Annotated in this window: 29 protein-coding genes and 1 tRNA gene; all 30 read right to left on the minus strand. The window is 47.5% G+C overall.

The genetic code is table 11. The features are described 5' to 3' along the window. Positions 1-5: 5 nt before the first annotated feature. Positions 6-755 carry a demethylmenaquinone methyltransferase gene (locus AC3WRW_RS28220; RefSeq protein ID WP_492549571.1) on the minus strand — a complete coding sequence of 250 codons (750 nt, stop codon included), beginning with the start codon at positions 753-755 and terminating at the stop codon, positions 6-8. A gap of 19 nt (positions 756-774) precedes the next feature. After that, entirely contained in the window at positions 775-1,641 is an 867-nt protein-coding gene (locus AC3WRW_RS28225; protein WP_492549549.1) for a heptaprenyl diphosphate synthase component 1, read from the minus strand. Between the two features lie 98 nt (positions 1,642-1,739). Continuing rightward, on the minus strand, positions 1,740-2,273 hold the full coding sequence (locus AC3WRW_RS28230) for a hypothetical protein (protein ID WP_492549550.1): 534 nt from the start codon (positions 2,271-2,273) through the stop codon (positions 1,740-1,742). Between the two features lie 124 nt (positions 2,274-2,397). After that, on the minus strand, positions 2,398-2,628 hold the full coding sequence (gene mtrB, locus AC3WRW_RS28235; RefSeq protein WP_492549572.1) for a trp RNA-binding attenuation protein MtrB: 231 nt from the start codon (positions 2,626-2,628) through the stop codon (positions 2,398-2,400). A 93-nt stretch (positions 2,629-2,721) separates the two neighbouring features. Next, complete coding sequence (locus AC3WRW_RS28240) at positions 2,722-3,648, minus strand: phosphatase PAP2 family protein (protein ID WP_492549551.1); 927 nt, start codon at positions 3,646-3,648, stop codon at positions 2,722-2,724. 93 nt (positions 3,649-3,741) lie between these two features. Continuing rightward, positions 3,742-3,815 (minus strand) — tRNA-Pro (locus tag AC3WRW_RS28245). Between the two features lie 147 nt (positions 3,816-3,962). Continuing rightward, the gene (locus AC3WRW_RS28250; protein ID WP_171682090.1) at positions 3,963-4,235 is read right to left on the minus strand and encodes an HU family DNA-binding protein; all 273 of its coding nucleotides are present in this window, start codon (positions 4,233-4,235) and stop codon (positions 3,963-3,965) included. Positions 4,236-4,482: 247 nt separating this feature from the next. Then, positions 4,483-5,961: a stage IV sporulation protein A gene (gene spoIVA, locus AC3WRW_RS28255; RefSeq protein ID WP_145655311.1), complete on the minus strand. Its 1,479-nt coding sequence runs from the start codon at positions 5,959-5,961 to the stop codon at positions 4,483-4,485. 269 nt (positions 5,962-6,230) lie between these two features. Then, complete coding sequence (locus tag AC3WRW_RS28260) at positions 6,231-6,926, minus strand: YphF family lipoprotein (protein WP_492549552.1); 696 nt, start codon at positions 6,924-6,926, stop codon at positions 6,231-6,233. 85 nt (positions 6,927-7,011) lie between these two features. Continuing rightward, positions 7,012-7,362: a 2Fe-2S iron-sulfur cluster-binding protein gene (locus tag AC3WRW_RS28265; protein WP_492549553.1), complete on the minus strand. Its 351-nt coding sequence runs from the start codon at positions 7,360-7,362 to the stop codon at positions 7,012-7,014. Positions 7,363-7,375: 13 nt separating this feature from the next. Further along, positions 7,376-7,996, minus strand: coding sequence for a nucleotidyltransferase family protein (locus AC3WRW_RS28270; protein WP_492549554.1), 621 nt, complete (start codon positions 7,994-7,996; stop codon positions 7,376-7,378). Positions 7,997-8,014: 18 nt separating this feature from the next. Continuing rightward, positions 8,015-8,308, minus strand: a complete 294-nt coding sequence (locus AC3WRW_RS28275) for a 2Fe-2S iron-sulfur cluster-binding protein (protein WP_492549555.1) — start codon at positions 8,306-8,308, stop codon at positions 8,015-8,017. Between the two features lie 18 nt (positions 8,309-8,326). Continuing rightward, entirely contained in the window at positions 8,327-8,506 is a 180-nt protein-coding gene (locus tag AC3WRW_RS28280) for a DUF2768 family protein (RefSeq protein ID WP_492549556.1), read from the minus strand. Positions 8,507-8,609: 103 nt separating this feature from the next. Further along, complete coding sequence (locus AC3WRW_RS28285) at positions 8,610-8,876, minus strand: stage VI sporulation protein F (protein ID WP_171682250.1); 267 nt, start codon at positions 8,874-8,876, stop codon at positions 8,610-8,612. 93 nt (positions 8,877-8,969) lie between these two features. After that, positions 8,970-10,013, minus strand: coding sequence for an NAD(P)H-dependent glycerol-3-phosphate dehydrogenase (locus AC3WRW_RS28290; RefSeq protein WP_492549557.1), 1,044 nt, complete (start codon positions 10,011-10,013; stop codon positions 8,970-8,972). Positions 10,014-10,053: 40 nt separating this feature from the next. Beyond that, complete coding sequence (plsY, locus tag AC3WRW_RS28295; protein WP_492549558.1) at positions 10,054-10,662, minus strand: glycerol-3-phosphate 1-O-acyltransferase PlsY; 609 nt, start codon at positions 10,660-10,662, stop codon at positions 10,054-10,056. Between the two features lie 14 nt (positions 10,663-10,676). Further along, a complete protein-coding gene (gene der, locus AC3WRW_RS28300; RefSeq protein WP_492549559.1) occupies positions 10,677-12,002 on the minus strand; it encodes a ribosome biogenesis GTPase Der in 1,326 nt (441 codons plus the stop codon). A gap of 130 nt (positions 12,003-12,132) precedes the next feature. Beyond that, positions 12,133-12,312 (minus strand): capping complex subunit for YIEGIA, encoded by a 180-nt coding sequence (locus AC3WRW_RS28305; protein WP_492549560.1) that lies wholly within the window; start codon positions 12,310-12,312, stop codon positions 12,133-12,135. A 1-nt stretch (position 12,313) separates the two neighbouring features. Then, positions 12,314-13,219: a YIEGIA family protein gene (locus AC3WRW_RS28310; protein ID WP_492549561.1), complete on the minus strand. Its 906-nt coding sequence runs from the start codon at positions 13,217-13,219 to the stop codon at positions 12,314-12,316. Beyond that, on the minus strand, positions 13,219-13,845 hold the full coding sequence (locus AC3WRW_RS28315; RefSeq protein WP_492549562.1) for a YphA family membrane protein: 627 nt from the start codon (positions 13,843-13,845) through the stop codon (positions 13,219-13,221). The genes AC3WRW_RS28310 and AC3WRW_RS28315 overlap by 1 nt, the downstream gene beginning before the upstream one ends. A 128-nt stretch (positions 13,846-13,973) precedes the next feature. After that, positions 13,974-15,032: a type 2 isopentenyl-diphosphate Delta-isomerase gene (fni, locus tag AC3WRW_RS28320; RefSeq protein ID WP_492549563.1), complete on the minus strand. Its 1,059-nt coding sequence runs from the start codon at positions 15,030-15,032 to the stop codon at positions 13,974-13,976. Between the two features lie 31 nt (positions 15,033-15,063). Further along, positions 15,064-16,371: a 30S ribosomal protein S1 gene (gene rpsA, locus AC3WRW_RS28325; RefSeq protein ID WP_492549564.1), complete on the minus strand. Its 1,308-nt coding sequence runs from the start codon at positions 16,369-16,371 to the stop codon at positions 15,064-15,066. A 150-nt stretch (positions 16,372-16,521) separates the two neighbouring features. Further along, positions 16,522-17,103, minus strand: a complete 582-nt coding sequence (locus AC3WRW_RS28330) for a lysophospholipid acyltransferase family protein (RefSeq protein WP_492549565.1) — start codon at positions 17,101-17,103, stop codon at positions 16,522-16,524. A gap of 1 nt (position 17,104) precedes the next feature. After that, positions 17,105-17,788, minus strand: a complete 684-nt coding sequence (gene cmk, locus AC3WRW_RS28335; protein ID WP_492549566.1) for a (d)CMP kinase — start codon at positions 17,786-17,788, stop codon at positions 17,105-17,107. Positions 17,789-17,917: 129 nt separating this feature from the next. Beyond that, complete coding sequence (locus AC3WRW_RS28340) at positions 17,918-18,142, minus strand: hypothetical protein (RefSeq protein WP_492549567.1); 225 nt, start codon at positions 18,140-18,142, stop codon at positions 17,918-17,920. Positions 18,143-18,209: 67 nt separating this feature from the next. Beyond that, entirely contained in the window at positions 18,210-18,893 is a 684-nt protein-coding gene (locus tag AC3WRW_RS28345) for a flagellar brake protein (RefSeq protein WP_492549568.1), read from the minus strand. A 74-nt stretch (positions 18,894-18,967) separates the two neighbouring features. After that, a complete protein-coding gene (gene ypeB, locus AC3WRW_RS28350) occupies positions 18,968-20,341 on the minus strand; it encodes a germination protein YpeB (protein WP_492549569.1) in 1,374 nt (457 codons plus the stop codon). Positions 20,342-20,450: 109 nt separating this feature from the next. Further along, positions 20,451-20,606, minus strand: a complete 156-nt coding sequence (locus AC3WRW_RS28355) for a hypothetical protein (protein WP_492549570.1) — start codon at positions 20,604-20,606, stop codon at positions 20,451-20,453. 69 nt (positions 20,607-20,675) lie between these two features. Further along, positions 20,676-21,371 (minus strand): glutamic-type intramembrane protease PrsW, encoded by a 696-nt coding sequence (prsW, locus tag AC3WRW_RS28360; RefSeq protein ID WP_492549573.1) that lies wholly within the window; start codon positions 21,369-21,371, stop codon positions 20,676-20,678. A gap of 514 nt (positions 21,372-21,885) precedes the next feature. Beyond that, the gene (locus AC3WRW_RS28365; protein WP_171682107.1) at positions 21,886-22,491 is read right to left on the minus strand and encodes a genetic competence negative regulator; all 606 of its coding nucleotides are present in this window, start codon (positions 22,489-22,491) and stop codon (positions 21,886-21,888) included. Positions 22,492-22,569 lie beyond the last annotated feature (78 nt).

Consider the following 22,569-nt stretch of genomic DNA (forward strand, 5'->3'; position numbering starts at 1 on the left):
GCGCATTACTCTCCTGATTTCGTTTTCCCCTTGGTGCCAATATGCAAGGCTGCGACTCCGCCTGTTAACGGGTAAGCCTGTACATCATCTAATCCTAGGTTCGTAAAAATTGCCGCAAGCTGTTTGTGATCGGGAAAATGGATTAATGATTCCGGCAGCCATTTATACTGCTCATACTTCTGAGCAATCATCTTGCCCAAGAAAGGCAGAACGCGTTGGAAATAAAAATAATAGATCGACTTGAAAGGCTGCCAGGTCGGTTTAGAGAGCTCAAGAGACACAACTAGCCCTCCTGGCTTAACGACACGCTGCATTTCACGAATGACCTGCTCCAAATCGGGTACGTTGCGAAGGGCGAATCCGATCGTTGCATAATCAAACGTGTTGTCGTCAAACGGAAGACTCATTGCATTGCCTTGAATAAGCTCGATCTGCTTTTCCAAGTGAAGCTGCTTAATTTTCTCAGCGCCGTAATCCAGCATTTTCTGGCTGAAATCCAGCCCGACCATCTTACCGGTGCCGCTTGCCCGCGCCAATGAAATCGTCCAGTCGCAAGTGCCGCAGCATAAGTCAATGGCGGTTTCCCCCGGCTGCACATTCATCTTCTTCATCGTAAAATTGCGCCACGCTTTATGCCTGCGGAAGCTCAAAATATTGTTCATTAAATCATACTTTGGCGCGATGCTCTCGAAGACGGAATGTACGAACTCTTCTTTGGACTTTTGGTTTTTTACTTGTGGTTTTGATTTGGTCATATTCATCTGTCAGGTCACCTCAAATTTCTTCCAGCACTCTGGGCTGCTTCGCTAAAAATCGCAGGAACGGCTCTCCTATGTGAAACAGTTCACTTATTAGTTTGTCCGATTCAAGCTGTTGCACCCTCGATTGCAACAACTTCGTTTGGGAGTCCAGCATTTGATACAGCTGCGAAGTGATATGATACTTATGCGCTAAAGTGCGAACTTTGGCTTGATCCGCTTCCTCCGCTTGCAGCTGCTTCCGCTCATCCTTCGTGCCATGCTGCAATATGTGCCAGAATCCCCAGCTATCCTTGAAGCTCGCTCCGGATTCCATACGGAAAATCTCTTCAAAGATAACTTCGCACTTCGCATAACTCCTCAGGATCTCAGGCCAAGCGCCATCATATACGTCAGACATGAACTCCGAGAATGACAAAAAAAGCTGAGATTTGATCTCCACCGTTTGGTGAATGTAATCTTCTGCCGATAATTTCAATTGCTTCATTTTCATGTACGTGTTCATCTTAAGTCTGTTGACTTCGCAAATTGCATTCGATAACTGCTTAATCATGTCAATTTGACCGGCTCCGGCGAGGAGATGATAGAAACGGGAGCTGAAATAATCCCCGGCAAGCACTTTAAGCTGTCTGGATCTTGCCGCTTTTTTCTCTTTGAGATCATTCGAGACCGTCACCATATCATGCGTGTCGAGCGCAAGCTGCACGAGTGAGGTTGCTAGCGTATACAACTCACTGGAAGAGCTTAATTTACTGTTTCCGTTCAAGAATGCAAATAACAGACGCGTACGCAGCTCCGGGAAATCGGGCAAGTCTGTGTGAATTTGGATCATATCATACTCCGTGTACTGCTTGGCGATCTCTGGGATCCGATAAGAATTCATGCAAAAGCCTCCGTAACCGTGTGCCAAATCTCAAATATGTTGGTCTAAGTTTCAATTCAAATCATTATATCATAACACGTTAACAGAAGCACATCTAATTATAAAGGATATCTTTGCTGCCATTTGGATGTATACGTGATACGGAACCGATTCTGCAATTCCTGTTCGAGCTGAATGAGGCTAAGCTCGCCCGCGCTCTTATCCATATCCTTCCCAGATTCACGCTCGGCAACCATAGCAAGAACAAGCTGCGTCGAGGCATTGTCTGACACGCCTGAATAATCGATCACTCGCACCCACACTTGATTCACATTTTTGGTTTTCATCAGCATGGTCTGCGCAATCGTGTATAGATCGCGATATACGGAGGTTGAATCGGCATTTTTAGGCAAGCTCAAATCAAGCGATATGCGGGTGCTGCTCAGTTCAACCTTGCGAATCCGCATTTGCAGCGGAACTTGGACGAGCAAATCCGGCAAATTATTGTCCGTGACCTGCCCTACGCGGTTGCTTGGCCAATGATATGGCGAATTGATGCCAATTGAGCTATCCATTTTCGGAAGCATGGATAAACCAATGGCAATGACAAGAGATATCGTTAACGTCATGACGATGCGCATCGACCATTTCATATCGTATTGCACCTCCTGGCTATTCGGCAAGAGCACAACGGACTGTGGAAGCCGATGATTACAAGCTCTATACACCATTGTACAAAGAAAAAAAGCAGGCTATGCCTGCTTTTTCAATAATAAATTATTCTTCTGTATCGACCGTGCCGTATTTCGTCATAATGAGCGCCTTGCCTCTCACTTTAACGGCGGATGTGTGCTCTGTAAACTGGGCGATCATGACCTCGCCTTTGTCCAATTTTTCCGTATGATGAAAGCGTGTGTCTTGACCGCGCGTTAATCCAATTACATGAACACCGTTGTCTTTGGCTTTAATAACGAAATACTCATTGCCGTTCGTATTCGGTTGATTCATTTTGTTCGTATCGTCCATTCCCATCCTCCGTTCTTGCATTACGCCATGTCCCTATCTAATGATGCCAAAAAAAGCATCCCCAAGTCAACTAACCTAAATGGAAACTTCGCCAGAGGTTGTTTGTTTTCCTTTTTGATAAAACTGTTTGAATTTAACAGGCAGCACCCGATGTGACCCTAAACGAATGAGGAAATCCGATAGTTTCACCGTTCCGTAAGCAAACAGCATGCCTGCGAATACGTCAATTAACCAGTGAATTTGCAAATATAGAGTTGAAAAAATAATGGAAGCGCAGTACGTGACCATCATCGTTTTGAAAATGCGGTCCTTCTCTCTTAACGCCAGAAGAAGCATCGCAAAAGAGATTGAAGTGTGCATGCTCGGAAAACAGTTCATCACGGCGACAAGCAAAGAATTCTGATCGGCAAATACACGGTGCAGCAAATCGGGCTGTTTGTTTACATACCAAACCTCGTGCAGCAAGATCAAGTTATAGAAAGGCAGGATCAGCGGAAATTGCAGCATATGACCGGATAGTGCGTACGACAGCATTTTTTTGATACTCCGTGTCCAGAAGCTTCTTACGATACAAATCCATAAGGATAAAACAAAACCGTAATTATAAATCCAAACCATCGCTCGATCCAAAAAAGGAGACGCGATCCACCTTGCCCATCGGCCGTTATTAAGAGGAATGGCATTCATATAATCGTCCCAATGCCAAGGATGGCGGTTGTTTTCAAACATCCAATTGGCGATTTTCCACCAGAAGCCGTTTCCGGTTCCATAGAAATAATAGAATACGCCGAGCAGCGGTATGCCGAAGATAAAAAACCGCTTCCAATCCACGTCAATTTGATCCTTGCGGACACCCAGCAAACAAACTAACAGCAGAATCCAACACTCTTTGCTCCAGTTCCCCACGACGCCAATTCGCCATACTAAGTAAATCGAAGCAATAATACCGAACATCGTCCAATCTTGTGACTTTACCAGCTCGTTCAGTTTCAACTTATTCAAGACTGTTCCCCCTACATCATCTAAGAAAGCTTCTATTGGAACAAGCCTCTTCAAGAGAAAAAGACATCGGACTATCGATGTCTTTTGTCTTAATCGGAGTAACACGATTCGAACGTGCGACCTCACCCACCCCAAGGGTGCGCGCTACCAGGCTGCGCCATACCCCGTCTGTAGCTCACTTATTCACTTTGTAATTATAGTAGGAGACTTTGGAATTGTAAAGGCATTTTCTGCTAATCATAAATAAAGCCGCGACAGCAAAATGCGGTCACGGCTTTATTGATATATAACGTTCAATAGTATGTACAACGCAATTATTGAATGCCATCTTTAAGTGCTTTACCAGGTTTGAAAGCTGGAATTTTGCTTGCTGGAATTTCGATTTCATCACCAGTCTGTGGATTGCGTCCTTTACGAGCAGAACGTTCACGAACTTCAAAGTTACCGAATCCAACTAGTTGTACTTTATCACCGCTTTGCAGCGCTTCGGAAATTGCTTCAAAAACAGCATCAACTGCTTTCGTTGCATCTTTCTTGGAAAGCTCAGAGGTTTCAGCAACCTTGTTAATCAATTCAGATTTATTCATGCCATTCACCTCCCCCCAAGATTTCTTACTTCCGTTACTTCCTGTTTTCACCGTTTCCTCAGAAAATATACATGAATCAATGAAAAATCGTTGATTTTCTTAGCAAAAATGAACTTCGAAAGCAGACGAATAAACTCATAGTAATATACTACGTCATCAATTTCAAGTATCGATTTCCATTTTATGTGGGTATTTTTGCTATAAAACGACAAAAAACACTCTTTTGAGTGTTTTTTTGTCTACTTTCTTACAAGATAATGGCAATTAAACCGCCGGAGCCTTCGTTAATAATGCGGCCAAGCGTTTCCTGCAGCTTGTAGCGCGCGTTGTCCGGCATTTGGGCCAGCTTGCCTTGAATGCCTTCGCGTACAATGGAATGCAGAGATCTTCCGAAAATATCAGACTCCCAAATTTTGAGCGGGTTGTCTTCGAAATCCTGCATCAAATAGCGGACAAGCTCCTCGCTCTGTTTCTCCGTTCCGATGATCGGCGAGAATTCAGACTCGACATCCACCCGAATCATATGGATAGACGGTGCCGTAGCCCGCAATCGGACCCCGAATCTGGAGCCTTGACGGATCAGCTCAGGCTCATCCAGCGCCATTTCAGCAAGCGTAGGAGGCGCAATGCCGTAGCCCGTCGTTTTGACCATCTCCAGCGCTTCAGCGAATTGATCGTATTCCCGTTTCGCATGCGTGAAGTCCTGCATCAGCTGCAGGAGATGATCCTTGCCGCGAATCTCAACGCCGACGACTTCCACCAGGATACGATCATAGAGCTCATCCGGCGCAAAGAGGTCGATCTCGGCAACGCCTTGACCCATGCTGAGTCCGGCCAGCGCCGCCCTATCAATAAACTCATATTCCGCAAACTGGCTGACGACACGATCCACGTCGCGCAAGCGTCTAATATCTTGAACCGTATCGCGTACGGAATTTTCGAATTGCGTACGCAGCCAGTGATTCTCATCCAGAACCATGACCCAGCTCGGCAAATTCACATTGACTTCGTGAACCGGGAACTCGTAGAGCACTTCGCGCAGGACAGAAACCATTTCTTCCTCGCCTGCACTTGCCACACTCATCGTTACGACAGGCACGTCATAGCGGCTTTGCAGCTCGCTGCGCAGTTCAAGCGCCGGCTCGCTGTTTGGCTTCTGCGAGTTAATGATGACGATGAATGGTTTGCCCACTTCTTTCAGCTCATTAATCACTCTTTCTTCTGCAAGCACATAAGAGGAGCGAGGAATATCCGAGATCGTGCCATCGGTCGTCACCACGACACCTAGCGTGGAATGCTCTTGAATGACCTTGCGCGTTCCGATTTCCGCCGCTTCCTGGAAAGGAATCGGTTCATCGAACCACGGCGTATTGATCATCCGCGGACCGTTCTCGTCTTCATAGCCTTTGGCGCCATCAACTGCATAACCTACGCAATCGACAAGGCGCACATTCACATTCAGCCCTTCGGCCACGGAGATTTGAACCGCCGTATTCGGCACGAATTTTGGCTCCGTTGTCATAATCGTGCGGCCAGCAGCGCTCTGCGGGAGTTCATCGGTAGCCCGGATCCTATCCGCTTCGCTTTGAATGTTCGGAAGCACTACAGATTCCACAAAACGCTTGATAAAGGTTGATTTGCCTGTACGGACTGCTCCAACAACCCCCAGGTAAATGTCCCCTCCCGTTCGTTCTGCAATGTCCTTAAAGATATCCACTTTCTCCAAGAGAATCCCTCCTACAGTTTGGTCGTCAACTGACTTTGCGACGGTAACAATTGACTACTCGTACATTCATTTGGACTAGTAAGAAATATATGTACTTTCGATAGAAATATGATAGATGCGCCATATCTTTTTTTTGCAGCTCATATTTGATGAAGCACATATATGGCTTTCCTCACCACACCTGAAAAAATATATGATTGCAGCGGCGGTGATATTCTGAAAATTTAAAAAAACCTCCTACAAGAAAACTGTAAGAGGTTTGTATCTTATTAAGGCGACTCCTGAGGAAGCGGCTGATTATTCTGCCAATGATAAGCAAAGCTGCGGATAGGAACGAAGTACGATTTGTTCACAAGAATCTCTCGCAAATCCTCGTCCGGTTTTAACGAGCCGGCTAAACCTTGATCTTGGATGTACTTCATAATATCCATCGCATAGTCAATCGCTACCTCGCCCGTTTGCTTATTGACCAAATAGGTTACGAGGTTTTGGCGGTTGTACACCGATTTGATTTCAGGGGCTTTCATCCCAAGTTTATTGAAATCCACATATTCAAACGCTTCATTGATCGCAATACCGGGAGGTAATTTCCCGTCATGGCTCGCTTTGTAGTCATTTATTTTCTTCTGGACATCCTCGACACTTTGATACGCCGATAAGTCCATCAATTTCACGGTCGGTTTCGTTTCCGCATTCACAAGGACATAGATGAAGATGCCCCCGCTTTCAAAAGCGTTCGCCGGGACCGTGCTTAAATAGTTCGCTTTTTTCAATTTTGCAAAATCAATGACATACTTTTCATAGAGAGGCGTTGACATATCGCTATTTTTTATCGGCAGAACACCGCTTTTCTCGTGGAAAAGATCGACCGCTTGCTGCACAACGGTTATAAACTCAGCTGGGTTGATTTGATTCTCCTTGCGCAATTCCTTAGGATACGCGCACCCACTTAGCACCAGAACCATACTGATAGCTATAACTATACCTATCCATCTGCCATGTATAAGGCTTGTACCTCTTTTCACGCTTCCATCATCCTATCTATATGCTTTAAAATAAATCGTCATCGTTTTGCCTCGCAAGCTGGGCGCGAATAGCCGCCTTTAACGGGTCCTCCGGTATCGTTACCTGCACGGCCCCCATGACACGCGCCTGACAGGCAAGGCGGAAGCCTTCATCCGCTTGCGATCCGAGCTTCAAACGCTCATTGGTATTCATCGGCGCAAGTCCTTTGCAGTCTGGATCGTTTACTTTCACTTTGCACATCAGACAAGCTGCTTTGCCTCCGCAGCGCGTACGAATGTTCACTCTCGCCCTTCGGCCGGCATCCAGCAAGGTTGTGCCCGGCCTTACGCTTATTTTTTTGTCGTCCGGCCAAAAATGCACTTCCGGTCCATTCATCAGGATCACCTACTTATCTGCCATCATCCGTGACGTTACGGCGATTCGAATCTATTAAACACTCAAGTTTTCTTTGAAAATCCAGTCCCCAACGATTCCTTTGCAATAACACATTCAAGGTATGCATGTGCTTTTCCGGAGAAGCCAACATCGTCCTATAAATAGCCTCATACCGGTCCGGCCGATCACGCAATAGGTTAAAAAGAAGTTCATGCGCCAGAGGCATAACTTTCACTTCTTGATTATCTATAACTGCCAGATGACTGTGGTGCTCCCACAGAAACCCTACCTCCACTTGATAGGCAGAATCAAGCGCTTGAACCTTGAAGTCTCCCACCACTTCAACCGAATCACCATGAATCTGATAATGACTCAGGATGGACGCATACATCGCAGTTTGACTTAACACAGGCGTGTCAACGGAATAATCCTGCAAAGACGCATGTATCCCGGTCACATCGCTCAGGTCTACATAAATATCCAGATCTCTCGGACTTCTTCCGATGTCTACGTTTTGCATAAGCAGTCCGCAGCTGCCACCGATGAGCCATCGTACGCTAGGGGCTTGCATTAATTGTGTATGGATGGTCGTAATCGTTGGTACTAACGGTTCCAGCAGGACCACGTTGCCCACACCTTTCAGGCAGATTTATTAGAAATAAGGCTTATGCGTGACGGAGATCGCGCCGGATTGCTTCACGATGCACTGACAAGCCAGCCGGTACCCCTGTTCAATTTCCTCAGGCTCCAGACGGTTCTCCTCTTCGTCAGAAGGCAGAGAAAGCAGCTCCCGGCCCTCGGCTATGTAACAGCGGCACCGGGCACATGTTCCGCGCGTACACGAGAACCCCCACTCCACGTCATTTTTAAGCGCATGGTCTAAAATACTTAAGCCTGTTACCGGCTCCATCGTTTTCTGAGTTTTACGCGTTTTTAATTCCAACATCGATGACTTCCCTCCATGTTAAAACAGTGATAGCAGCATATAGAGCAAAATCGGTATAAACAAGAAAAAGGCAACGGTCGAAAGAACGACACGAATCCAGCCTTGCGTACGCGTTCTCGCATACGAAATCAACAAGGAAGCGACAACCATCAAGCCAATCGCCACAAAAGACGCCCACATTTTGTCCAAACTTGACATATTATTAACTCCTTATGTATATATCTTTAAAATGAATCACCAGTAAGTATAGCATAGGATGAGAAAAAAAGCATAAAGGGCAGCAAGCTCCCCTTCATGCTTTTTATTTTTTGCCCATCATCATGTTCATAAGCTGCTGCATGTTGTTGGTGTCCAGTTTCGAGCTTTTGACAGCCTGGATAATATCGTTGACCGTTTCTTCGGATACCTTCACATTGACTAGCCCGGAAACTTGTTTGATCAGCTGACGAAGCTGAGTCTCGCTTTGCAGTGTAGAAGGTTTCACACCGCTGGCAATTCTCTCAATATCTTTAGGTGTAACGGATTTTCCCGTTTTTTTCTTTACCACATTCAATACGTCCTTGGACATATCTTTGTTTGCCAAATGCGCCGCCTCCCATACCTGATATAAACTAAAAAGCTTATACGGTATAGTATGAATGCGGCTAGAATGTGGTGTAGGCTACTTCAGCACATTTGTAACGGCACCTGCAGCCACTTCTTCAATCTCGTGAGTTCTGACGCGTCCCATCAGGTCCTGCGCGGCAAGCTGAGGCGATTTCCCATCGAAAAGCACCTTATGCAGCTCATCGGTAATCGGCATCGTCACTTCATACCGGCGCGACAATTCGTATGCGGCTTTCGTCGTCTTCACGCCTTCGACGACCATCCCCATCTCTTGAAGCACGTCTTCCAGCGGGGTGCCCTTCGCGAGTTTATTGCCGGCACGCCAATTTCGGCTATGTTGACTCGTACATGTCACAATCAGATCGCCAATTCCGGCTAATCCGGCAAACGTCAACGGACTAGCGCCCATACTGGCGCCTAAACGGGCGATCTCTGCCAATCCTCGCGTGAGAAGCGCAGCTTTGGCATTATCGCCAAAGCCAAGACCGTCTGTCAGTCCTGCACCGAGTGCGATGATGTTTTTGAGCGCGCCGCCGACTTCGACACCGGCAACATCCGGGTTCGTATATACACGGAAATAGGAGTTGATCATTAAATCCTGTGCGGCTTCTGCCGCCTCCAGGTCTTGTGCCGCGACGACGACCGTTGTCGGACATTTCCGGATGACTTCTTCGGCATGGCTAGGACCCGAGAGCACGACAAACCTTCTCGCATCCGCTTCCGGCAGCTCATCCGCCAGAACCTCCGTCATCCGTTTGAGAGTTCCGGTTTCGAAGCCTTTCGTTGCATGAATAATCAAAGCATCCTTTTTCAAATAAGGGCGCATGAGAGCCGCTACCTCGCGCATCCCGGAAGAGGGGACGACCATGAGGATCGCGTCCGCCCCTTCAACCGCCTCCTGCAGCGAGTTTGTCGCCACAATGAGCGGCGATAGTTCCACATCTTGGAGAAAACGGCTATTGCGGTGCTGCTCGTTGATCTCTTGCACTTGCGATTCATTGCGGGACCATAGCAGCACCTGCTTCCCATTATCCGCCAGTACCGAGGCGAGTGCCGTACCCCAGCTGCCGGCTACCAGAACCGATACTTTGTTTGACATGGTTACTACCTCCTAAACGTTTGGCATGGGAGTATTCCCACTATGCTCTTTTTTGACCCAGCTTGTTCTCTTTACCCTGAATCAGCTTCACAATATTCGTGCGGTGCCGAATAAAGGCAAACGCGCACAGCAAGATGCTTATCCACAAAACAGGTATAGGCCGATCCATTCCCCAAATAAGAAAAGGTAAAAGTGCGGTTAACACCAGGGAACCGAGCGATACAAACCGGGTTATGGCAATGATAGCGATGGCTGTTAGTCCTGCGATCAACGTTGGGATGAAGCAAAGCGTGGCCATTACGCCGATCGTAGTGGCAATGCCTTTGCCGCCGCGGAAACCGTAATACACCGGCCAATTGTGTCCAATGATGGCAGCAAGTCCGCACAATACGCGAACCCAGATGTCATCGGGTCCGGGAGCTGCCCAGATGCCGAGGCAAACGGCAGCGACTCCCTTCAAGCCGTCCAAGATCAGGACGAGGATGGCCGGGCCCTTGCCCAGAACGCGGAGCGTATTGGTCGCCCCTGCATTACCGCTGCCGTGTTTGCGGATATCGATGCCTTTGAACCATTTTCCAAATAAATAACTAAAGCTTATAGCCCCTAATAAGTAACCCGCTATGATTGTTATTATGGAAATTGAAAGCAAGCTGCAACATCTCCTTATTCTTTGTCCGAAGTTTTTCTACGGCTTAGGATACGAATCGGGGTACCTTCGAAACCGAAGGCGGCACGAATTTTATTATCCAAATACCGTTCATAAGAAAAGTGCATGAGCTCAGGCTCATTCACAAAGAGTACAAAGACAGGAGGCTTAACGGCAACTTGCGTGACATAGTTAATCCGCAGGCGCTTGCCTTTATCCGTCGGAGGCGGATTGTATGCCACCGCATCGGAAATAACATCATTCAATACATGCGTCTGAACGCGAAGGGCATGATTCTCTGCCACTTGAATGACAACCGGCAGCAGCTTATGCAAGCGCTGCGTTGTTTTCGCCGATACGAAGACAATCGGCGCGTAGCTCAAGAACAAGAAATGATCGCGGATCGTTTGTGTAAAATGCTGCATCGTCTTATCGTCTTTTTCCACGATATCCCATTTATTTACGACAATGACAACCGCTTTTCCTGCTTCATGCGCATAGCCCGCAATATGCTTGTCCTGATCGATGATGCCTTCTTGACCGTCAATAACGACGAGCACAACGTCTGCGCGTTCTATCGCTTTCATTGCGCGCATCACGCTATATTTTTCCGTGTTCTCGTAAACTTTGCCTCTCTTCCGCATACCGGCGGTATCGATGATGACAAATTTTTGATCGTCGCGCTCAAATGGCGTATCAATCGCATCGCGCGTCGTGCCGGCCACATCACTGACAATTACCCGCTCTTCTCCGAGAATCGCATTCGTCATGGACGACTTGCCGACATTCGGACGGCCGATCAGAGCGAATTTAATGACTTCGTCCCCGTACTCATCGTCTTTCTTGTCAGGGAAAATCCCGCACACAACTTCGAGCAAATCACCGATTCCGATGCCGTGAGATCCTGAAATGCCGACTGGATCTCCAAATCCTAAAGAATAGAACTCATAGATATCATCTTGACGCGCCAAGTTATCTACTTTGTTAACGGCAAGTACAACCGGCTTCTTGGAACGGAACAGCAGTTGAGCCACTTCTTCATCCGATGGGGTTACGCCTGCTTTGGCATCTACCATGAAAACAATAACATCCGCTTCTTCGATCGCAAGCTCGGCTTGCACACGAACGGATTTGAGGATGGCATCCTCGCCGTCAATTTCAATACCGCCTGTATCAATCACGCTGAATGACGTATTCAGCCATTCTCCCACACCATAGAGTCGATCACGTGTTACACCCGGTTTATCTTCCACAATCGCCATACGATCGCCAACGATCCGATTGAAAATAGTGGATTTGCCGACATTCGGTCGGCCGACAATTGCAAGTACTGGTCTAGCCACTTCTCATTCACTCCTCCTGATTCCATGATCAGCCATGGAAAAATACGCAACTTACATCATAACAAAAAAGACACGGATTGGCTAATCTCTTTTGAGACTTTGCCAATTTGGTCGCTGCATACCTGCCACACTACGTATGTTTGACCAAAATCATCGTGCCGTTTTTCAAATCATGCGCGTTCGCATCCAATATCTTTTCCAAGGAAAAAGAGACCTTTTGCAGGTCCTCTTCCTGCTCTACGACAAAAATTGGAGCGCCGCCGCCAACCCGTTCCTTCGTCAATGTCACGACAGCAAGGATTTGCGCCATGTTAAGCCTCCTTTTCTTTATTCACACCGGCCTCGGACGGCATGCGCACAGCGCTTTCCAGCACGGGAATCCGATGCAGGCCAACAAACGTCTTATTCGCATCCTTTTCTTGCGGCAGGAGAAGCAATCCAAGCGTTCCGGTGTTCATATCCAGCTTGGCCATTGGCCTTAGCGAGGGCTCGCCGTCATCTCGGTATACGCCAAATAATGTAGAGATATCATGAAGAATAGCCTGTCTTTGGCCCAGATTGGCCAAGGTTACGCGAACGTTGCGATTTTTGGGTTTGACCAGAAAACCAAAGCCATGATCTTGAATCTTGCGGCGGGTGTCTTCCAGCCCCACATTCATGATATAGATGTGACCGACAAACAGATCAGGTCCTTCCATACGGATGGGCACGAGCTCGATCTCCGCGATATCCCCCAGCTTTTTGCCGGATTTAAAAAAGTTGGCCATCCAAATGGACATAACGCCAGCTAAGGCCCCCCAGTACCAAGCGAACAAAATACTAAACAGAGAAGCAAGGAAGGAAGTGAAAATGACAAGGTAATTCCTTCCCTCGAATACCATCGCAATGCCCTCGATATAGGCCGCTCCTCGGGGAACAAGCTCCAGTTCATCCACCTTCGATAAGCTCTGTCTTTCCATATTGCGAACATCCCGGAACTGCTGCGCGGCCAGCGATAAAAATGTCACCGCCGTATAGTTTTTTTCCAGCAAAGCAGGCACAGCTACCGCCCCCAAGCCGGCGGCAATGACGCCTAGGGAAATATGTATGATTTTGCCATGCGGGTAAGTCGGGTATTGCCTATAGTCTGTTCGGAGCATATTGAGCCGCGCTGCGATCCCAAAAACTACACCTACAACGATCCCTATTGTATACCGGTGCGAATACAACCAGTCCATTACTTTCTCCAGCCTCCTTTTCGCTCCATCCAGCTGCGTATCAGGTTTCGACAACCGTTATAAGCCGATTGAAGAATAATCGTCATCGTTCGCGCCGTGAAGACAGAAAGCCACCATTGGTCTTGAAATGTCGAATGTCCGAGATGATGGTAGCCGCCTACGGGATGAATGCCCGCCAAATACATATCGCCAAGCAAATAGCCAATCGAGATCGCGGCAATTTGCTCCAAAGCATTCCGCTGCAAAAGAACGGCCAGAATGGCGAGCAGGATAGCAACATCCCAATCTGAATTCCGCACAATGAGAATCGGATCCATCTCCAGCAGCTGCTGCAGCAAGAAATGAAGCGAACCCAGCAGAAGCCCGATCGAAAGCAAATGAAGCTTATGTATGAAGCCTTGGGTAACATAAAGAATAGCAATGCTCATGACAAAAATGAGGATGTAAACGAGTTGAACATGCACTTGTTTGATCGTTATGGAAAAGTTCGAACCTACCAACCACAGGGCAAAAAAAAGAAGCATGCCCTTATGCGATATACTTCTGATGTACAGTTCCTTCCATCCGCTGGCAAACAAGATCAACGTGATGCAAAGAAGAATGAGAGACAAATAACCGGAGTTCATAATCTGACCACCCTAGACTGCATAAGCTAGCTGATGACGCGAATCACCGCTTGCCTGCGGATCTTCAGGCTTCCGCTCAGTACTGATGAGGGAAGCGCTACCTGATCCTTAGTATGGCAATCTTTCGATTATTTACTCCGATTGGCTCTATCTGCGTATGAAGTTAAATTTATCCCGCGGGCGCGGCACCACTCTGACGTTTCTCCCAGAATGACGACCGGGCATTGCGCTAACGCCTTAATCGTCGGTGCGCCTAACGCTGTCATAATTAAAATAAGTCCTTGATGAAGCTCATCGGCAAAATGATGCATGCTTTCGGCGCCTTGCTCGCGCAGCACTCTCAAAAAAGCCCCCGCCATGCCGACGGCCGAGGCGCCGAGAACAAGCGCTTTGGCTGCTTCCAAAGCATTCGTAATGCCTCCCGAGGCAATCACTGAGCCTTGCGGATACACTGATAGCGACTCCAGCAGCGAGATGCTGGTCGGCGTGCCCCAATCGTTCAGCCACTCCATCGCGGCTGGACGTCTCGCATTCTCAATGGCGGCGAAATTCGTGCCGCCCGAGCCGCCGACATCCAAGATGCGGACGCCAATCTCTTGCAATTGCTTGGCATTATCCTTCAGGATGCCGAAGCCGACTTCCTTGACGATGACCGGGACCTGAACATGCCGGACAATTGCTTCAATTCGTTTCAGCATGCCGACGAAGTTGCGATCCCCTTCCGGCATGATCAATTCCTGCATGACATTCAAATGTATTTGCAGTGCGTTAGCCTCAATCATATCTATTGCTCTGACCGCTTGATCCACGGTAGCCTCGCTGCCTAAATTCGCGAACACAATCCCTTTCGGGTTCTCGCGCCGCACAACTTGGTAACTTGACGCCACCTCGCTGTTCTTAAGCGCAGACATTTGGGAGCCGACAGCCATCGCCATCCCCTTTTCCCGCGCCATAATGGCTAGTTCGCGGTTGATGCTTTCTGTCTCCTGGGCGCCTCCGGTCATCGCATTAATTAAAATCGGCGAGCTCATAATGAGATCGCCGATTTCAGTCGTTAATGACATGTGATCCGTTGAAGTCTCAGGCAGACAGTTATGCACAAGCTTGATATCCGACAGCCCTTGCTGTCTGGATTGACCAAGCTCCAGCGCGTAATGGACATGTTCCATTTTGCGTGAGATGCGCATTCCTATGGTCCTCCTAAAATCCAAGTATCATTTATTTTTTAAATTTGGAGAGTTTGTCGCCAAAACGCTCGCCAAGTGTCATGGATAGACCTTGGTTGCTCAAGGACACGTTCTCGTTGCCAGCGATCTCTTTTTGATGACTAGCGCTGTTGCCGCGATCACGATCTCCTCTTGGTTGTCTTTCTCTTTCTGGCTTGCCAGCGGATGGAGCAGCTGCGGCAGGAGCTTCCGGAGCTTCTTCTGTTTCTTTGATGCTTAGGCTAACGCGTTTCTCGGACGCATTGATTTCCAAGATTTTCACTTGAACTTCTTGGCCTTCTTTCAATACTTCGTGAGGCGTGCCAATGTGACGGTGTGCGATTTGGGAAATGTGCACAAGACCTTCAACACCAGGAGCTACTTCAACGAATGCGCCGAAAGCGGCAAGACGTTTCACTGTACCTGTTACGATATCGCCGGCTTTGAAATCATTTTCCACGTTGGACCATGGGCCTGCTTGTGTAGCCTTGATGCTCAGGCTGATTTTGTCGTTGGAAGGATCAAGTTTAAGGATTTGCACTTTCACTTTGTCGCCTTCTTTGACAACGTCGGAAGCTTGCTCAACATGGTGCCAAGCTAGTTCGGAGATGTGCACAAGGCCATCGATACCGCCGATGTCGATGAACGCGCCGAATTGTGTCAACCGTTGAACCGTACCGTCAAGTACTTGTCCTACTTGCAGACCTTCGATGATTTTCTTTTTGTTCGCTTCGAATTCTTCATCCAATACATCTTTTTGGGAAAGAATGACTTTGTTTTTCTCGCGATCGATTTCTTTCACACGAAGACGCAATGTGCGGCCTTTGTAAGAAGAGAAGTCTTCAACGAATTGACGCTCAACCATGGATGCCGGTACGAAACCGCGCACGCCGATATCAACAACCAAACCGCCTTTGACGACTTCAGCTACTGCAGCTTCGATAATTTCTTTGCTTTCCAGTTGACCTTGCAATGTTTCCCAAGCTTTCTCGCTATCCACAACACGCTTGGATAGTACCAAAGTTTCTTTGGCATCGTTGATAGAAACGACTTTCAATTCCACTTCTTGTCCAAGCTGAACCGCTTGACCCGCATCTTCTAAGCTAACGGAAGACAATTCGCGCACCGGGATAACACCATCGTATTTGTAACCGATATCCACGAAGGCTTGATCTGCATCTACCTTAACGATTTTGCCTTTTACGGTAGCGCCTTTCTTCAGCACAGCAACATTGTTCATGGCATGCTCCGCTTCTGCTTGCGATACGGCTGTTTCTTGAGCTTCTTGCGTTTGATCTTGAACTTTTACTTCATCTGACATGAGATTAGCCTCCTCTAATTACAACCAACAAGAAATAATTTATAAGTCACAAAGCAGTATGTAAGCTTCTACTCTGTTTCAAACAAAACAATCAGTACATTCGCTTTTAAAGATAGTATAATTCCAAGCTTTCATTTCCATACATTTGGCTTATGCCTTGCTATATGTACGGTGCAAGCGGCGAATTTCTTTCATAATGGCTTCAGTCGCAAGCTCCAAATCTTCGGAGCTGGCTCCCGCATAAGCGGTAAGGTCAAGCGGTTTGCCATACACGATGGTCATGCGGCGGAATAATGAATAATTGCCGACAATCGCAACGGGCACGACCGCAGCGCCGGATTTCAATGCAAGCGAGGCAGCGCCTTTCTTGCCCATTCCCCCGGCGTTATTGCGCGAACCTTCCGGGAAAACGCCCAACATATTGCCGTCACGGAGCAATTGCACCGCTAGACGGATGGAGTCTCTGCTTACGCCTCCGCGTTTGACGGGAAAGGCGCCTACTTTGGAAATGACAGAGCCCAAAACAGGAATATCAAACAGTTCAGCTTTCGCCATAAAGTGTACCATACGTTTAAGCGGAGTTCCTAATAAAGGTGGATCCAATAAACTTGTATGATTGCCGCATAGCACTACTGCGCCATGTTTGGGGACATTCTCCATGCCGATGGCACGCATTCGGAAAAATAAGGTGAAAAAGCAGCGAAACAAGGCCCTGCCGATGCGATACAGCATCTTATTTGCCACCTCCGACTTTGTTTTTACAAAGCCCAAGTATCTCGTCAACAACTTCTTCGATCGTCATAGAGGTACTGTCCATTAACACAGCATCATGAGCGCGCCTGAGCGGAGAAATCTCTCGATTCTGGTCAAACTGGTCTCTGCGGGCGATGTCCTGCTCAAGCTCGGAGAGCGTCAGCGTACAAGTACCGTTGTTCTGCATCTCCTTGAAACGCCGTTCTGCGCGTTCTTTCACACTTGCTGTCAGGAATACCTTAATTTCTGCATCCGGCATAACATGGGTACCGATATCTCGGCCATCCATGACGACGCCTTTGGATATCGCCATTTGCTTCTGAAGCGCGACCAGCAGCTGGCGCACTGCGCCATAACTGGCGATTTGGGATACATGGTCCGTAATGGCTGTGGTCCGAATAGCTTTCGTCACATCGACGCCATCAACGAAAACCTGTTGTCCTTCTTCTCCAGGTACGAGCTCAATTTGCATTCGCTCTGCCAAAGCAGCCACTTCTGTTTCTTGATCAGGTAGCAGCCCTTCTTGCTGTACTTTCCATGTTACTGCCCTGTACATGGCTCCTGTATCCACGTAAATGAATCCAAGTGCTCCGGCGACAAGCCGAGCGATGGTACTTTTACCGGCTCCAGCAGGTCCATCGATGGCAATATTGAACTTATCCAAGCTGCTGTTCCTCCCAACGATACCTTACGAACAAAAAAGCAGGCACTGCCTGCTAATCGATTCAAATTATACCACACTACCTAGGCATATGCAAAACTTGGACGCATAATAGATTGTGTCTAGACGTGCTTAATAGCGCTCCCCCTTCCCGTTTTGAGGCGTCATGTAAGGCTTTCCTTCAAGCGGCTCCACTCGGGTAAAATGTTTGCGAATATAGGGAATTTGGAGAAGCAGCTGCACGCAAATAAGCACAATAATACAGACGAATGTCGTGCGAATCATCACCTTCTCGACCTTTGCGGAAAAGAGGATAAACAATTGCTCGTAGGACTTCGCTTCCCGATCGTTGGACATGAGCGCTCACCTGCTCGAATAGGCATTTTGTCTGGTAGTATGCCCATACGAGCGGACTCTCATGCAATTAGCGTTTCCGGAAATCCATTTGGCGCTCGAAACAAAAACGAATTAATTTCTGACGCTCCCGATCGAGAATGTCCACAAATCGGAGCATCGCAAGCTGTTTGCCGGTTTCCAAATGCTTGACGCGCACAACTTCGCCGCTGAAAGAAATATGCTCGATATTGCCATTCTTATAAGGTACCAGCAGCCAACAGGAAATCGCCATATTCACGCCAAGTGGAATTTGCCCGTCATAAACAAAGGAAATCCCTCCGCCTCCGACATCGTCGGTTACGCCGATGAATTGAATCTGGTCGGACACTTTGACCGCGATTTCAAGTTCTGCCGGCACCCTCAGAAAACTTCTGCGTTGGACTTGCGTAATCGCTTCGGGTTCTGGCTTGTGAAGCTCCACCAAGCGAATGACATCTTCCCGATAGCCGGTGACAGACGTGGTGAAGTAATGCTTCACGCCGCCTTGACCGACATAATAAGCGTTTAGCTCGTCGCCGTAATACAGCTTCTTAAGTCTGCCCGTCTGCTCATTCATCGGTATTTCAATCACAATGGAAAGATCCGTCACATCGGCAATTCTGGATCTGTACTCGATTTTGGATTCTTCATCGTCGATACTGTTTACTTGTATATGTAAAATTTGGTTAACCTTGGGCAGCAATTCCTGCACCTCCGAAACATAATATGACATAATTATACCACGCCCCTCTCATTTGAATAGCAAAAAAAAAGAAGCAGGCTCCAAACCCGCTTCTCTTCCTGGCTTTATTTTGCCGCTCCGGCGGCTGCTTCCGCTTGATCCGGGCGAATCGTCTCGATTTTCTCCTCGATGCCCAAATCGCTATTGACATACACCCGGTACATCCGATTGTTCATTTTCCCGATAAATTCGTGGCAGAGTACCTCTTCATCCAGCTCATTTTTAATGATAGCCAACGTTTCACCCGTTACTTTCATATTCGGACTTAGCTGCTTGCGCGCTTCGGCCGCCGTAATTTTGGGCTGTCCGATCTTGCGCTGTACTTGGCCGTAAATATAATCGCCTGCTTGAAGACCAACCACTTCCAACGTGTCCAGAGCAACCTTAACGCTGATTTGCTGCGGATAAACGATAACGTCCTTGTCGCGTTTGGCGAAAATGATATTTGCGATGTTTTGATACTGGTCATAACTGACGGCGCTCATATCTTTATATTCATGTTGATCCAAAAACTCATTGGCGATATCCCGCGCTTGCCGGAGATCGAATTTCGCCGTTTGGACATCCCGCGGTTTCATAAAATAAATCAATTGGCCGCCTTTTTTCGTATAGTCCATCTGCACCTGATCGGCGCCGCCTTTGCCCCCTGGAATGATCACGCTATAGCTTTGATTTTCGGGCGCATTGCCGCCGTTTTCTACAACCTGCAAATTCGAGGCATCGCTTTGTCCCAGAAATTGAGCGGCTTTTTGCTTAATTTGATCGGCGGTCATGTCATTGCCTGACAGCATGCTAATCTTATTTTTAGACAATGAACTCATGCTGCCCGGGCCCCAATTCAACTCTTCATAGGCGCCTACTTTTTTGTCCACGGAGGAGAAGCCGTCGATAATAGCGTTGTCGTGCTGTTCTTTTTCCGAAGCCAAAGCCAGCTCAACGTCCATCCATCGCAAATTGTTCGTCATTACCTTGTCCTGAACACCCCTGATTTCCTTCGTAATTTCTGCAGAGTGATCGTAAAGCGCGCTTAGCGTTTTCAATTCGCTTTCCGTCAACGGCTGTTTGGCCATGTCGCGAACGGACATCCGGTACGAATAATTAGCCATGTTCGCTAAGAAATCCCCTGTTTTATTAAATGGCAGCATCGTTAACGGAAGCTGTGTGATGTCGCTTTGCGCCTGACTGGTCAGCCGCCACACATTCACCAGCCCTTTCCGGTAGGAAGGTTCCGATACGCTGTTTACAGCTAGTGTGTTTCCAAGCTCCGTATGCAGCTTATCCATATGGAAAGAAAGATCGTGGAACGCCCGCTGGTATTGGTTCTCCGCTTTGATCAAAATCGTATTTTTCTCCTGATGCTCCAAATATCCCCAAACCGAGGCGCCGATCAAGGCAAGCAAAAGAAAAGGAAACATGACAATACTCAATCTTTTATACACGTGAATACTCCTTTCATTCCCTAAACTTGCGCTTAGTTTCTGCTCGGAAAGACAGGTTTATACAAGATTGACAACAAAAAGAGGCCTATTCTTAAAGAATGGCCCCTCGTTATTCCTCGGTCTCTATTTCAAAATCATGCTCGTTACTGCAAATGCATTGCCTAAACCCTGTTTCAATTTTGCCTTTTTCTTTTTTGCCTTTCAGCACGAACTTCTCTCCGCACTGCCGGCAGCGAATCTTCACTTTCACTCGTGTTATGGACATGTACACCCTCCCGGTAGTTCTAAGCTTATCAGGCCAGGAACGCCATCTATACTGTCCAGTATTGCCAAATTAACTCATTTTAATCTTATCTTCCGCTGCCGCAACCCGCAGCGGAGAATGCGCGTTCGCACGGTCAACCCGCCAAATCGTCCGAATCCAGAGGAATGTCATGACCGGGATCATGACCCATATCCAATTCGTTTTAAAAATAAGCAAAATGTAGTCGAACAATCCATGCCAGAAAATCGGGAGCAGGAGCGAGTACCAGAGATACTTCTGCATTTTGTTCGGTACGAACTTGGCTTTTCCCATATAATACCCCATCATGACGCCGAAGAGGGCATGCGCCGATACCGGCAGCAGAGCACGGATCATGAGGGCGGTGAAAGAACTTGCATTCAGGAAAGCGTAGATGATATTTTCTAATGTCGCAAAACCCAAGCTTACCGCAACCGCATAGACAATCCCGTCATACGGCTCATCAAAGGCTGGATGCCTCAATATTAAATGATACAGAACGAACCATTTCAGGAACTCCTCAATACCGCCCGACAGAAAAAAGGAAGTGATGAAAGTTCCCTCGCCCAGTTCTTGAACTAAGGCGTTCTGAAGCACCATCGTGGGGTATACGAGCAGCACACCGAACAAGAACATGCGGATGACCAAATGGATCGGTTCCGTTTCGTATCTGTCCTTTAAATAAAAGTAGGCAAGCAGTGAGAGTCCTGGGGCTACGGCTGCAAGAACAATCGGCAATATTTGCAAATGCGGCTCCCCCTTTTGGCGATAAATCATGAAATATCGTCAGATACTTTCATGTCATCTTACATTATAGACATTTTCAAACAACTTATCTATGATTTATTCGGTGAACAGACGGCATCATGATGGAAGGCTAGTCTAATATTCCCTTACATGGGTTATGGCGCTCCAACCGGAGTTCGATGCCTCACAACGCTTCGGACACAGCGGCCGTTATCTTCGCGAAATGCGAAGTGTTTCTATGATATCGGACAGCAGAATCCTTATTTGCCGATTTGGAGGCGAAACCAGTCCCCAGGCGGGCAAATAACAGCACCGGTGTCCGTTACATGGTCGAAGAAGCCTTTTCCATCGAATAAGGGCTTCTCTGTCTGTAAGCTTGGGCAAAGACTAGGCTGACGCCCAAAATGCGGGAACTCCATTCCCTTATTTAAGCCATAAAAAAAGCATCAACAAAAACGATTGTTTTTGTTAATGCTTGTTTCATTCAACAACAGAAAGCGAAGAAGATGTCCTTTTATTTAAAGTGCTGACACAGCACTTTTACCGCGTCGTCGGCAATAATCGTCTTCCCATATTCCTCAAGCACCGCTTGTGTTACGGAAGCAGCTTCTCCGAACTCGGACAGAACCGCGATTAACGCTTGGTACTTCGTATCTTCAAGGTCAACAGGTTCTAGTTGCAAAATATATTTCCCTTTGTACGAATAAAGGGTGCCGCCTTCTATGAGAAGCGGATTAATTACTTTAGAGAGACGCAGCAGGTCTTCAAAATCTCGGAACGCATAGGAGACTAAATCGCTTTGTTCAAGCGTAACTTCCATCTCGTAGACCTCTTCAGCTTCATGATCGTCATATGCATCTGAATTCGCATACAAATCAAGCTTTCCTCTGGTTACAATAACAACCATTCCTTGTGCCGGCAGTGCAAACACTTCGACAGCAAGAGGGCCGGACGGGTCAAATCCGAGCTCTGAATATGCTTGATCCATCATTTCGCTGAATAAATCGTGTACTTTGGGGATTTCTCTCCACATGTCGTCCTTTTGAATACCGCGTTCAGTTAAGTCATCGAATGTTAGGAAAATCCGTATCTTATCCTGACTTAAGCGTTCTATTTTCATGATAGGATCCTCCTTTGAGCTTCCCTGCCGGAAAGCTTGCATCGAAAGCATGGTCATCTTATTAAAACAGAATATGAT

This window comes from Paenibacillus sp. FW126-R14 (assembly GCF_058789495.1).